The following is a 13,050-nucleotide window of genomic DNA, read 5'->3' on the forward strand; positions in this document are numbered from 1 at the left end:
AACTCAAGTTGGTTTGTAAAGCACCATGGATAATTTGAAACCAACAGGAGCGTTTGCCTGTGCGGCTGCCGGTTTTTCCAGGGGCGGGAGTATAGCGCACTCTTTAGCCGACAGAAAATGACTTTTTACGGTGGATGCCCGCGCTGCACATCCAATTGCTGTGATAAACTGCGCGCCGCAAGAATGAGGTGATGCAATGCGAATTCTGGGTATTGAAACGTCGTGCGATGAAACCGGCATCGCAATCTATGATGACGAGGCCGGATTACTGGCTAACCAACTCTACAGCCAGGTAAAACTGCACGCCGATTATGGCGGTGTGGTGCCGGAACTGGCCTCACGTGATCACGTGCGTAAAACCGTGCCGTTGATTCAGGCTGCGCTGAAAGAGGCCGGTCTGGAGCCGCAGCAGATCGACGCGGTGGCTTACACGGCAGGCCCTGGACTGGTCGGTGCGCTGCTGGTTGGTGCCACCATTGGTCGCGCCCTGGCGTTTGCCTGGAAAGTCCCCGCCGTGCCGGTCCACCATATGGAAGGCCACCTGCTGGCGCCGATGCTGGAAGAGAATCCGCCGGCATTTCCGTTTGTCGCACTCCTGGTGTCGGGCGGACATACGCAGCTGATTAGCGTCACCGGCATTGGTGAATACGCGCTGCTGGGTGAATCGATCGATGATGCCGCGGGTGAAGCGTTCGACAAAACGGCCAAGCTGCTTGGGCTGGATTATCCGGGCGGGCCAATGCTGTCGAAGATGGCGCAGCAGGGCACGGCGGGACGTTTTACCTTCCCGCGTCCGATGACCGATCGTCCGGGCCTGGATTTCAGCTTCTCCGGCCTGAAAACCTTTGCCGCTAATACCATCCGCGCCAATGATGATGATGCTCAGACCCGTGCTGACATCGCCCGCGCCTTTGAAGATGCGGTGGTGGATACGCTGTCGATCAAATGTAAGCGTGCGCTGGATCAGACCGGCTTTAAGCGTCTGGTGATTGCCGGTGGCGTCAGCGCTAACCGCACACTGCGCGAGCAGATGGCGATCATGATGCAAAAGCGCGGCGGTGAAGTGTTCTACGCCCGCCCGGAGTTCTGTACCGATAACGGTGCGATGATCGCGTATGCGGGCATGGTGCGGTTAAAAGGCGGAACGCGGGGAGAGTTAAGCGTCAGCGTGCGACCGCGCTGGCCGCTGTCGGAACTGCCCGCCATCTGATGTGAAAAAAGCCGGCTCACAAGCCTGCATCTGGGGGAATCTGGCCGTAACGGATAAGCTCAACGCGCAGGGAACAGGGTCAGAGGAGGAAAGCGTCACGCGCCATGGATGGCGCGGGCCGAGCGGTCAGGGATGACGGCTTTTGCGTCTTTCCGATCTGACCCTGTTTCCTGCGCAGTCGCGGACATAAAGCCAGACTTTGTCGACACCTTCAGGCCAGCTTTTTTTATGGCTGAGATTTCTTTTTGCGCTTCCAGATCTTGCCTTCCTGACCCCGCCACAGCCGCTGAATATTGTCGTGATGACGCAGCAGGATCAGACAGGAGAGCATGGAAACCGGGAAGGTGAACTGCGGTTTGAACCACCAGACATAAAAAGGCGCGATCAGCGCACTGACGATGGCACCCAGCGAGGAATAGCCGCTGAGTAAGACCGTTAACAGCCAGGTGCCGGTGACCAGCCCGGTTAAGTCCCAGCCAATCGGCGCAATCGCGCCAAATGCCGTCGCCACACCCTTGCCACCGCGAAAGTGAAAGAACACCGGATAGATATGACCCAGACAGGCGGCAATGGCGGTCAGACCGAGATAGAGCGGAGTCACGTGCATCAGATAGGCCAGCCAGACCGGCACCATCCCTTTCAGCACATCAAACACTAATACGCTGGCTGCTGCGGTTTTACCCCCCAGACGCAGGACGTTAGTGGCACCCGGATTGCCGGAACCGTGTGTGCGAGGATCGGGCAGGCCAGCGAGTTTGCAAACCAGAATCGCACTGGAAATCGAACCGCAAAGATACGCGAAAATAATCATACCAAGCGCGAAAGCACTCATAACACCGTACCGTTCCCTTTAGGGTCGTTTTGATCTCTTTAACCGTGGATAATACGCATAATCAGCCGGAAGTGGTATCCGGCTTAGCCAAAAACAGAGACTCTCATCATGGATATCGTATTTATAGAACAACTCACGGTCTTCACCACTATTGGCGTTTACGACTGGGAACAGGGCATACAGCAGAAGCTGGTGCTCGATGTCGAAATGGCCTGGGATAACCGTCTGGCGGCCAGCAGCGACGATGTGAAAGATTGTCTCAGCTATGCGGATGTCTCCTCGGCGATTCTGACGCATCTTACCAGCAGTCGTTTTGCGCTGGTTGAACGGGTTGCTGAAGAAATCGCGGATCTGTTGATGAACCGTTTCAATTCGCCTGGCGTCCGCATAAAGGTAAGCAAACCGGGGGCTGTAGCCCAGGCAGCACAGGTTGGCGTGCGAATTGAGCGCGGGACTATTCCTAAATAAATACGATGTGATTGCCATCACAATGAAACCAAACCAAATTACTGTCTGTCATAGCGTGTACCGTTTCGTTACAGCAGGCGAAATGGTGTAGACCTTAAGGTTTAATTCAGGCTGATAGCGGCATGATTTCAGGCGATAGCCACGCGCTACCGCCTTTTTAATGGTTTTGAAACGGATAGAGGAAACATTTGATGGCAGATATTCATCAGCTTTGGGTAGCTGCAATCCTGGGCGTTGTGGAAGGGCTGACCGAATTTTTACCGGTCTCTTCCACAGGGCACATGATTATAGTGGGTCACCTGCTGGGCTTTGAGGGTGAAAAAGCCGAGACCTTTGAAGTTGTGATCCAGTTAGGATCGATTCTGGCTGTAGTAGTGATGTTCTGGCGCCGTCTGTTTGGCCTGATCGGCATCCACTTTGGCGAAGTCAAACATGAAGGCGTCGGCACTGGCCGTCTGTCGCTGATCCATATCCTGCTGGGTATGGTACCGGCGGTGGTCGTGGGTCTGGTGCTGCACGATCAGATCAAAACGCTGTTTAATCCGATCAACGTGATGTACGCCCTGGTGGTAGGTGGTGTGCTGCTGCTGGCAGCTGAGTACCTTAAGCCAAAACAGCCGAAAGCGGTGGGCGTCGATGATATTACCTATCGTCAGGCGTTGATGATTGGCTGTTTCCAGTGCTTAGCGCTGTGGCCGGGCTTCTCACGTTCCGGTGCAACCATTTCCGGTGGCATGCTGATGGGCGTGAGCCGCTATGCCGCGTCGGAGTTCTCCTTCATCCTGGCAGTGCCAATGATGATGGGGGCAACCGTACTGGATTTGTACAAGAGCATCGGCTTCCTGACGATGGAGGATTTCCCGATGTTCGCGGTGGGCTTTGTCACGGCGTTTATCGTGGCGCTGATTGCGATTAAAGCCTTCCTTCAGCTGATCAAACGCATCTCATTTGTCTCGTTCGCGATCTACCGCTTTATTGTGGCAGCCGCGGTTTACATGGTCTTCATGTAAAGCTCACGCAGCCTGCTAGTCAGGCTGCGTAATCGCCAGACCCTGCGCGACGGCGTCAATCCGTCGTCGCGTCAACTCTTCCCGCACTTCTGCACCTTTAAATCCCGCTTCGACCACCGCTTTGGTCGGCACCGCCTGCGCCAGCGCAAAAGCACGACGCAGATAGTCGCCCTGCGGATAAGCCATGCTCTCCAGTCCGGCTCGCCCGCGCGCATCCGCTTCACTGGTCAGCGCCATCTGCTCAACGCGCTGCGGCTTACGCCAGGCATCGATTCGGTCAAACAGTGCTACCAGCGACGCGGCAGATTGCCGTTCAATGGTGTGCACCACGTCGTGAAATTCGGTCACAATCAGCGCCAGATCGCGAATCGCGTTTGGCACCCGCAGTCGCTGGCACAGCGCCTCGACCAGGGGAACGCCCGCCAGGCCATGACCGTGGTGGCTGGGCCACAACTCAGGCGGCGTCAGCGCCTTGCCGACGTCATGGAACAGCGTGGCGAAGCGCACCTCGATCTCACTGGAGAGGGCGGCGGCCATCGCCAGTGTCATCAGCGTATGAACACCGGTATCGATTTCCGGGTGCCACTTAATCGGCGCAGGAATACCAAACAGATTATCCAGCTCAGGAAACAGCACCTGCAATGCACCGCAGTCGCGCAGGACCTGAAAATAGACCTGCGGATTACGGGAACTCAGCGCCTTTTCCGTCTCTTTCCACACCCGCTCAGCAGTGAGATTCGACAGCTCGCCGCTTTCGGCCATCTGCCGCATCAGCAGCTGAGTTTCGGGGGCAATACGAAAGTTGAGATGGGCAAAACGCGCCGCAAAGCGCGCAACGCGCAGTACCCGCAGCGGATCTTCACTGAAGGCGTCAGAGACGTGACGCAGCAGGCGCAGGGCAATATCACGCTGGCCATTATAAGGATCAATCAGCACGCCGTTTTCATCCTGCGCAATCGCATTGATGGTCAGATCGCGGCGCTGTAAGTCCTGCTCCAGCGTCACGTCGGGCGCGGACCAGGTGACAAAACCGGTGTAGCCTTTCCCGTTTTTCCGCTCGGTACGTGCCAGCGCATACTCTTCGCGACTGACGGGATGCAGGAAAACGGGAAAATCGCGACCGACCTGGTGATAGCCCTGCTCAAGCATGGCTTCGGGCGTGGAACCTGTCACCACCCAATCTTTGTCTGTAACCGGCAGATTCAGCAGCGCATCACGCACCGCACCGCCAACAAGAAACGTCTTCACGCAAAACTCCAGAGAAAAAGAAATGACCTGCACGCCGGGCGCATCCCGCGCCTGAAATCAGCGGTGCATCTCATTTTATTGTTGCACAGATTCCCCGGATTGCAGACATGCCAAAAGGGGGATCCTGCGATCCCCTGCTCAAATCCGGCTAAATGGTGTCAGTTCATCCAGCGATCGCTTTTCTTACGGCGCGGCAGCATGTGCGGCAGTAACAGGCCCAGCAGCAGGCCGACGCCCAGCACGCCGCCGCCATACATAAACCACTGCATGATGATGGTGCGCTGCTTATCATCCAGCTGAACGTTAGCGGCGCTGACTTTCTTCTGCGCGACGATCAGCTCATTTTTCAGCTTCTGATTCTCGCCTTTCAGCCCGTTGATAACGCCGTCGCTGCTGGCGACTTTGTTCTGCATCTCAGCCGTGCGCTGGTTCCAGCTGTTGTCGATGTTATCCAGTTTGGCGGTCAGATCTTTCACCTGCTGCTCAAGCTGAGGCACCCGGGTGCGCAGGCTCGGATTAGCACTGAGCTGCGACAGGGGAATCCAGGTGGTACGGCCTTCCGAATCACGGATCTGGCCATAATGCGTGTCATTGTTGGTCTGTAACAGCTGCACCTCTTCCCCGGCGTTCAGCTTACCGAGCAGGCGAAACTGATCGCCCGGTCCGCTGCGAACCCAGGTTGAAAGTTCATCAGAAACATAGCGTTTTTCTTCGGCATGGGCAGGTGCAAGGGTGCTAAGGGCCAGCAAAGTGAGTCCAGCGAGAGTAATTTTTTTCATTCGATTTCGTTTGGCTTAGTCTGACTAAAAATTTACCGGCACAGTCTGGAGAGGCCTCGCATAAATCTGAATGAGAACTATCCTGGTCTCATGAGAGTGCGAAAAGGTCTGCGAAAGAGCAAAGAAAGCAGAGACAGCGCGGCTTCTGTGCATTAATCTTCGCCTGATAACCCCTTGCCCTCCAGGCGACAGCTTGAGTAACCTGCTGATAATCGCCTGAAATATGCAGGAAACACCCTCTTAAGTGCCAGCGGCGTAGTGAATAAAAAATTATGACCATCGAAATCGAACTAAAGTTCATTGCAACTCCACAGGCGGCCGGGAAACTGGCTGAACTGCTCTCCACTCTGCCGCATCAGCATCAGGCTGCTCGCGAGCTGACCAACATCTACTTTGAAACCGACGACAACCAGCTACGACGCTGGAATATGGGATTGCGTATCCGCGGCGTAGACCAGCGTTATGAAATGACGCTGAAAGCGGCGGGGCAGACGCTCGGCGGACTGCATCAGCGTCCGGAATACAACGTTGAGCTCAGCGAACCGGTTCTGGACATTGCACGCCTGCCGGCAGAGATCTGGCCGCAGGGCACCGATGTCGCAGCGCTGCAGCCGCGCTTGCAGCCCCTGTTCACCACCCATTTCCAGCGCGAGATCTGGCTGATCACCACAGGCAACAGTGAAATTGAAGTGGCGTTTGATCAGGGCGAGGTCACGGCAGGTGATCTCAGCGAACCGCTGTGCGAGATCGAGCTGGAGCTGAAACGTGGCGAACGCCAGGATCTGCTGGCCTTCGCACAGCAGCTGGTGGCGCTGGGCGGTCTGCGTATGGGCAGCCTGAGCAAAGCTGCCCGCGGCTATCAGCTGGCGCAGGGTAATCCGCCGCGCCAGATACAGCCTTTCCCGCTGCTGAAAGCGGGCGCCAAAGCCACCGTAGAGCAGGGCATGGTGGCCGCGATGTCGGCAGGACTTCATCACTGGCAATATCATGAAGAAGTCTGGCTGCGCGGCAATGCGGCGGCCCAGGATGCGGTGCGCGAAGCGCTGGATCTGCTGCGTCAGGCGTTCAGCCTGTTTGGTGCGCTGGTGCCGCGTAAAGCCAGCAGTGCGCTGCGTCAGCAGCTGACCACGCTGGAAGAGACGCTGGTGAATGAAGAGCAGGATGCTGCCAATTTCTGCTTATCTTCCCTCTCGGTTGAGACGCAGCTGGCGCTGACACACTGGCTGGCTGAATCTCAGTGGCGTCAGTGGATCGATGCCAAAGGGGAAGCCAAGCTGCAGGGGTCCTATAAACGCTTCAGCGACATTATGCTGAGCCGCGTCAACGCCGATCTGAGAGAAACGTTCATCACGGTAAAACAACCCAACGAGTATCAGGACAAAGCTACCCGTCTGGCGCGTCAATTGCTTACCGTCCACCTGCTGGCGGGATTCTATCCGTCTGAGGCGGTCGTCAGCTGGCTCGACCCGTGGCAACAGCTGCTGTCGGCAATTCATGAAAAACAGACGTCCGGGTTAGCCTGGCTGGCGATGCAGGCGCTGAAACAGCCTCCGTTCTGGCTCACCAGCGGCGCTGGCCGCTAAAGGACATTCCGTCACGCCATCAAGGAGGGAGTTATGTTGTCAGCACTTCCCGCGTTGCTACGCGACCAGGCCGAAGAGGCCGCCCGACAGATTGGGGTTCCGCTGGCTTCGTTAAGCCCGGAGCAGGCTGCCGGACTGGCTTTCAGCGATTTTGTGCTGGAAAACCTGCAACAACATCCCGATTGGTGGCAGGCGATGCTCGACCAGCCGCCGCAGCCTGATGAGTGGCAACACTACTCTGCGTGGCTCAATCAGGCGCTTAGCGGCATCGACAGTGAAGCGAGCCTGATGCGTGAACTGCGGCTGTTTCGTCGCCGTATGCTGGTACGCATCGCCTGGATGCAGTCTCTGCAGCACGCCACAACCGAACAGAGCCTGCAACAGCTCAGCGCATTAGCCGAAGTGCTGATCAGCCGGGCGCGTGACTGGGTTTATCAGGATTGCTGTCGTGATTTTGGTACGCCCTGTAATGCGGACGGCGACGCGCAGCCGATGCTGATTCTGGGCATGGGCAAGCTGGGCGGCGGCGAACTCAATTTTTCTTCTGATATTGACCTGATTTTTGCCTGGCCGGAAAACGGCACAACGCGTGGCGGACGGCGTGAACTCGACAACGCTCAGTTCTTTACCCGCATGGGACAGCGGCTGATTAAAGTGCTGGATCAACCCACCATGGATGGTTTTGTCTATCGGGTGGATATGCGGCTGCGCCCGTTTGGCGACAGCGGCCCGCTGGTGATGAGCTTTGCCGCGCTGGAAGATTATTACCAGGAGCAGGGACGCGACTGGGAGCGTTACGCCATGGTCAAGGCGCGGCTGATGGGTGATGACCACGATCGCTGGAGCCTGGAGCTGCAGCAGATGCTGCGGCCATTCGTTTACCGCCGCTACATCGACTTCAGCGTGATCCAGTCACTGCGTAACATGAAAGGGATGATCAGCCGCGAAGTGCGGCGACGCGGGCTAAAAAACAATATCAAACTGGGTGCGGGCGGCATCCGTGAAACCGAATTTATCGTGCAGGTATTCCAGCTGATTCGCGGCGGGCGTGAGCGCTCATTACAGCTGCGCTCACTGCTGCCGACGCTGGAGGCGATCAAAGCCCTGGCCCTGCTGCCCGCGGAACAGGTCGATGCGTTGCGTGTTGCCTACCTGTTCCTGCGGCGGCTAGAGAATCTGCTGCAAAGCCTGGGCGACGAGCAGACCCAGACCCTGCCAGAGGATGAACTGCATCGCGCCCGGCTGGCGTGGGCGATGGATTGTGCCGACTGGCCTGCTCTGATGACCCGGCTCGACGGCCAGATGGCGGCGGTGCGCGCTATCTTCGACGAGCTGATTGGCGAAGATACCCCTGAGATTGGCGATCAGCGTGAGCTGGCAGAGTTTCAGGTGCTGTGGCAGGACCAGCTGGAGGATAGCGAACTGGCGCCGCTGGTGCCGCAGCTCAGTGACGAGCAGCGGCTTACGCTGCACCAGACGCTGGAGGCGTTTCGTCAGGATATCAACCGGCGCACCATCGGCCCGCGTGGCCGTCAGGCGCTGGACCAGCTGATGCCGCGTCTGCTGAGCGAAGTCTGCCCGCGTGAAGATGCGGCGGTGACGCTCGGCCGCCTGACGCCGCTGCTGATCGGCGTGCTGACCCGCAGCACCTATCTGGAGCTGCTGACCGAATATCACGGTGCGCTGCGCCACTTAATTCTCCTGTGCGCCGCCTCACCGATGATAGCCAGCCAGCTGGCGCGTCATCCCTTATTGCTGGATGAACTGCTCGATCCCGCCACGCTCTATCAGCCAACCGCCACCGATGCCTATCGCGATGAGCTGCGACAGTATCTGCTGCGCATCCCTACCGAGGACGAAGAGCAGCAGCTGGAAGCGGTGCGGCAGTTTAAGCAGGCACAGCATCTGCGTATTGCTGCCGCCGACATCGCCGGAACGCTGCCGGTGATGAAAGTCAGCGATCATCTCACCTGGCTGGCTGAAGCGATTATCGAATCTGTGGTGCGCCAGGCGTGGAATATGATGGTGCAGCGTTACGGCCGTCCTTCGCATCTGAGTAATGAACATGAACGCGGTTTTGCCGTGCTGGGCTACGGCAAACTGGGGGGCTGGGAGCTGGGTTACAGTTCTGACCTCGATTTGGTGTTCCTGCATGACTGCCCGGCAGACGCGGTGACAGAAGGGGAGCGCAGCATCGATGGCCGCCAGTTCTATCTGCGCCTCGCCCAGCGCATCATGCATCTTTTCAGTACCCGCACCTCCTCCGGCATTCTCTACGAAGTGGATGCGCGCCTGCGTCCTTCGGGCGCGGCGGGCATGCTGGTCAGTACCTTTGAGGCCTTTGAAGAGTATCAGCGCAGTGAAGCCTGGACCTGGGAGCATCAGGCGCTGGTCAGGGCACGCGTCGTCTTTGGCGAGGCGGCACTGGGTGAACGTTTCAGCGTGCTTCGTCAGGCGATTCTGTCGCTGCCACGTGCCGCCGAAGCGCTGCAAACGGAAGTGCGTGAGATGCGTGAAAAGATGCGCACACACCTCAGCAACAAACATAAAGGTCGCTGGGATATCAAAGCCGACGCGGGCGGCATCACCGATATTGAATTCATCGCCCAATATCTTGTCTTACGCTACGCCGCTGAGCAGCCTGAACTGACGCGCTGGTCTGACAATGTGCGCATTTTCGAGCTGATGGCGAAGTACCATAAAATGCCCGCCGATGAAGCACAGGCGCTGACGCAGGCTTATGTGACGCTGCGTGACGCATTGCACCATCGCGCCCTGCAGGAACAGCCCGGCCACGTTGAGCCAGAGGCCTATGCAGCGGAGCGGCAGACGGTTCTGAGCAGCTGGCAGCGCTGGCTGATAACGCCTGCGTCTATCCTGGCGTGATGCTGATAGCACAAATCGCAACTGTGCTATCATCCGCGCACTATTTTTAATGCAGTCTGGAGTGTCTGGAATGAAAGTGACTCTGCCCGCGTTCGGCCAAGCCTCAGTGCTGGTTGTTGGCGATGTAATGTTGGATCGTTACTGGTATGGCCCAACCAGCCGTATCTCCCCTGAAGCGCCGGTTCCGGTGGTGAAAGTGGACACGGTTGAAGAGCGCCCTGGCGGCGCGGCAAACGTGGCGATGAACATTGCAGCACTCGGTGCCGCGTCGCGCCTGATTGGCCTGACTGGCGAAGATGATGCGGCGCGTGTGTTGAGTAACACGCTGAAAGACGTCAACGTGCATTGTGACTTCGTGGCGGTCAAAAGCCATCCGACCATTACCAAACTGCGCGTGCTTTCCCGTAATCAGCAGCTGATCCGTCTCGATTTTGAAGAGGGCTTTGATCAGGTCGATCCGGAGCCGATTCACCAGAAAATGCGTGAGTCACTGGCCGCCGCGGGTGCGCTGGTGCTGTCCGATTACGCCAAAGGTGCGCTCTCCAGCGTGCAGACCATGATTACTCTGGCGCGCGAAGCGGGCGTACCGGTATTAATTGATCCGAAAGGCACCGATTTTGCGCGCTACCGTGGCGCGACGCTGCTGACGCCGAACCTCTCTGAGTTTGAAGCCGTGGTCGGCAAATGTAAAAACGAAGAGGAAATTGTGGCGCGCGGCACCCAGCTGATCGCCGATTTTGACCTCTCCGCGCTGCTGGTGACCCGTTCAGAAAATGGCATGACGCTGCTGCAGCCGGGCAAAGCGCCTCTGCATCTGCCCACCCAGGCACAGGAAGTCTATGACGTGACCGGTGCCGGCGATACGGTGATTGGCGTGCTGGCGGCGGCATTAGCGGCCGGTGATTCGCTGGAAGAAGCCTGTTTCCTGGCCAACGCGGCTGCGGGTGTGGTGGTGGGTAAACTGGGTACGTCCACCGTCAGCACCGTTGAGCTGGAAAATGCGATTCATGCCCGCCCGGAACAGGGTTTCGGCATCATGACCGAAGCGCAGTTAAAAGCCGCCGTTGAGATGGCCCGCCGCCGTGGAGAAAAAGTGGTGATGACCAACGGCGTGTTCGACATTCTGCATGCCGGTCATGTCTCCTACCTGGCAAATGCCCGCAAGCTCGGCGATCGACTGATTGTCGCGGTGAACAGCGATGCGTCGACTAAACGTCTGAAAGGCGAAAGCCGTCCGGTGAATCCGCAGGAAAACCGGATGATCGTGCTGGGCGCGCTGGAAGCAGTCGACTGGGTGGTGGTATTTGAAGAGGATACGCCGCAGAGGCTGATTGCGGGCATTCTCCCTGACCTGCTGGTCAAAGGGGGAGATTACAAGCCGGAAGATATCGCGGGCAGCAAAGAAGTGTGGGCAAATGGCGGCGACGTTCAGGTGCTGAACTTCGAAGATGGTATCTCTACTACTAACATTATCAAAACCATCCGCGGCAGCTAAAGCGCGGCGTAAGCGGGAGCCGCGCTCCCGCTTAAGGGCTTACTCTGGCTTGTTGTCCACTACAGGTTTCACCACGTCCGCAACCGGTGACGGCGAGGCTGCAGATGAGGTCGCTACGGCGGCTGATGGTGTGGTCGCGGCAGCAGGTGTTACTGGTGCGGTTGCCGTCGGCGGCGTACCGGCTGATGAACCCTGACTTTCCAGCTGCGCCAGACGCTGCTCCAGCGCCGCCAGCTTCTCACGTGTACGCAGTAATACCTGCGTCTGCACATCAAACTCCTCACGGTTGACCAGATCCATCCGGGTCAGCTGCGCCTGAAGAACCTGACGAATTTTCTTTTCGACATCATCACCAAACTCACGAACACCTTTAGGCATCGCTTCGTGAACCTGACGGGCAAGTTGTTCAATTTTTTTCGTGTCGATCATGATGATTTCCTGGTTACGGGGAGCTGTGTCAGCGTGTTTACCAACGTAATAAGTGTTAAGTGTAATGCCAGAAATGAAAAGGATAAACCTCAAATCGGTAACGCAGGAAATGCAAAAGCAATTGCGCTATTGATGATTGCCGCCTCAAACGATCGGCGTTATAGTTAAAGTGCTTATTCTCAGGGCGGGGCGCAATTCCCCACCGGCGGTAAATCAGCTTCGGCTGAAAGCCCGCGAGCGCTTTATCTTGATGAAAAGAGAGGTAAAGGTCAGCAGATCCGGTGTAATTCCGGGGCCGACGGTTACAGTCCGGATGGGAGAGGGTAACGACATCTGTCGGACAATTGTGTCTGCTTCACGTTATTGCCACGTCTTTTTGACGTCACTCCTAAGCACGCCCTGATTCTGGTAACCCATACATTTTAAGGTTTTTATTACCATGAATCAGACGCTACTTTCTGAATTTGGCACGCCTGAACAGCGTGTAGAACGTGCTATCGCCGCCCTGCGTGAGGGACGCGGTGTGATGGTACTCGACGATGAAAATCGCGAAAACGAAGGCGACATGATCTTCGCCGCAGAAACCATGACCGTTGAACAGATGGCACTGACTATCCGTCACGGCAGCGGCATCGTCTGCCTTTGCCTGACCGAAGCGCGTCGCCAGCAGCTCGATCTGCCAATGATGGTGGAAAACAACACCAGCTCTTTCGGCACTGGCTTCACCGTGACCATTGAGGCCGCAGAAGGCGTCACCACGGGCGTCTCCGCGCAGGATCGTATCACCACCATCCGCGCCGCCATTGCCGACAATGCCAAACCCACCGATCTGCATCGCCCTGGTCATGTCTTCCCGCTGCGTGCCAGCGAAGGCGGCGTATTAACCCGTGGCGGGCATACCGAAGCGACTATTGATTTAGTCACCCTGGCCGGCTTTAAGCCCGCAGGTGTGCTGTGCGAACTGACCAACGACGATGGCACCATGGCCCATGCGCCAGAAGCGATTGCGTTCGCCCGTCAGCACAACATGCCGGTGGTGACCATCGAAGATCTGATCGCCTGGCGTCGCGCGCACGAAACACGCCACGCCAGCTAATCTGGCTGCCGCGA

Annotated in this window: 11 protein-coding genes and 1 riboswitch; of the genes, 7 read left to right on the forward strand and 4 right to left on the reverse strand. The window is 57.4% G+C overall.

Annotation, left to right across the window (positions count from 1 at the left end; all coding sequences use genetic code 11):
* Positions 1 to 196 precede the first annotated feature (196 nt).
* The gene (gene tsaD, locus AFL22_RS11325; protein WP_052271462.1) at positions 197 to 1,210 is read left to right on the forward strand and encodes a tRNA (adenosine(37)-N6)-threonylcarbamoyltransferase complex transferase subunit TsaD; all 1,014 of its coding nucleotides are present in this window, start codon (positions 197 to 199) and stop codon (positions 1,208 to 1,210) included.
* Between the two features lie 226 nt (positions 1,211 to 1,436).
* Here tsaD and plsY read toward each other — a convergent pair whose 3' ends face one another.
* Positions 1,437 to 2,042: a glycerol-3-phosphate 1-O-acyltransferase PlsY gene (plsY, locus tag AFL22_RS11330; RefSeq protein WP_010249063.1), complete on the reverse strand. Its 606-nt coding sequence runs from the start codon at positions 2,040 to 2,042 to the stop codon at positions 1,437 to 1,439.
* Positions 2,043 to 2,150: 108 nt separating this feature from the next.
* Between plsY and folB the strand changes: the two genes are divergently transcribed.
* Positions 2,151 to 2,510, forward strand: a complete 360-nt coding sequence (gene folB, locus AFL22_RS11335; RefSeq protein WP_052271463.1) for a bifunctional dihydroneopterin aldolase/7,8-dihydroneopterin epimerase — start codon at positions 2,151 to 2,153, stop codon at positions 2,508 to 2,510.
* Positions 2,511 to 2,701: 191 nt separating this feature from the next.
* The gene (bacA, locus tag AFL22_RS11340; RefSeq protein ID WP_052271464.1) at positions 2,702 to 3,520 is read left to right on the forward strand and encodes an undecaprenyl-diphosphate phosphatase; all 819 of its coding nucleotides are present in this window, start codon (positions 2,702 to 2,704) and stop codon (positions 3,518 to 3,520) included.
* A gap of 15 nt (positions 3,521 to 3,535) precedes the next feature.
* Here bacA and AFL22_RS11345 read toward each other — a convergent pair whose 3' ends face one another.
* Together AFL22_RS11345 and AFL22_RS11350 are read right to left on the reverse strand one after the other, a co-directional pair.
* Entirely contained in the window at positions 3,536 to 4,768 is a 1,233-nt protein-coding gene (locus tag AFL22_RS11345; RefSeq protein ID WP_052271465.1) for a multifunctional CCA addition/repair protein, read from the reverse strand.
* A 158-nt stretch (positions 4,769 to 4,926) separates the two neighbouring features.
* The gene (locus AFL22_RS11350; RefSeq protein WP_010671133.1) at positions 4,927 to 5,547 is read right to left on the reverse strand and encodes a TIGR04211 family SH3 domain-containing protein; all 621 of its coding nucleotides are present in this window, start codon (positions 5,545 to 5,547) and stop codon (positions 4,927 to 4,929) included.
* 272 nt (positions 5,548 to 5,819) lie between these two features.
* Here AFL22_RS11350 and AFL22_RS11355 point away from each other — a divergent pair, with 272 nt between their 5' ends.
* From AFL22_RS11355 to hldE, 3 genes are all read left to right on the forward strand, one after another.
* Positions 5,820 to 7,130 carry an inorganic triphosphatase gene (locus AFL22_RS11355; protein WP_052271466.1) on the forward strand — a complete coding sequence of 437 codons (1,311 nt, stop codon included), beginning with the start codon at positions 5,820 to 5,822 and terminating at the stop codon, positions 7,128 to 7,130.
* A 33-nt stretch (positions 7,131 to 7,163) separates the two neighbouring features.
* Entirely contained in the window at positions 7,164 to 10,016 is a 2,853-nt protein-coding gene (glnE, locus tag AFL22_RS11360; protein ID WP_052271467.1) for a bifunctional [glutamate--ammonia ligase]-adenylyl-L-tyrosine phosphorylase/[glutamate--ammonia-ligase] adenylyltransferase, read from the forward strand.
* A 70-nt stretch (positions 10,017 to 10,086) separates the two neighbouring features.
* Positions 10,087 to 11,511 (forward strand): bifunctional D-glycero-beta-D-manno-heptose-7-phosphate kinase/D-glycero-beta-D-manno-heptose 1-phosphate adenylyltransferase HldE, encoded by a 1,425-nt coding sequence (gene hldE, locus AFL22_RS11365; protein WP_031590883.1) that lies wholly within the window; start codon positions 10,087 to 10,089, stop codon positions 11,509 to 11,511.
* Positions 11,512 to 11,550: 39 nt separating this feature from the next.
* On the opposite strand, the gene AFL22_RS11370 is transcribed toward hldE, so the two are convergent.
* On the reverse strand, positions 11,551 to 11,940 hold the full coding sequence (locus tag AFL22_RS11370; protein ID WP_052271468.1) for an accessory factor UbiK family protein: 390 nt from the start codon (positions 11,938 to 11,940) through the stop codon (positions 11,551 to 11,553).
* Positions 11,941 to 12,111: 171 nt separating this feature from the next.
* A riboswitch (FMN riboswitch) is annotated at positions 12,112 to 12,269 on the forward strand.
* A 110-nt stretch (positions 12,270 to 12,379) separates the two neighbouring features.
* Here AFL22_RS11370 and ribB point away from each other — a divergent pair.
* Positions 12,380 to 13,036: a 3,4-dihydroxy-2-butanone-4-phosphate synthase gene (gene ribB, locus AFL22_RS11375; protein WP_022623886.1), complete on the forward strand. Its 657-nt coding sequence runs from the start codon at positions 12,380 to 12,382 to the stop codon at positions 13,034 to 13,036.
* Positions 13,037 to 13,050: the final 14 nt, after the last annotated feature.

Source organism: Pantoea sp. CFSAN033090, from assembly GCF_001264395.1.
GTDB classification, from domain to species: Bacteria; Pseudomonadota; Gammaproteobacteria; order Enterobacterales; family Enterobacteriaceae; genus Pantoea; species Pantoea agglomerans.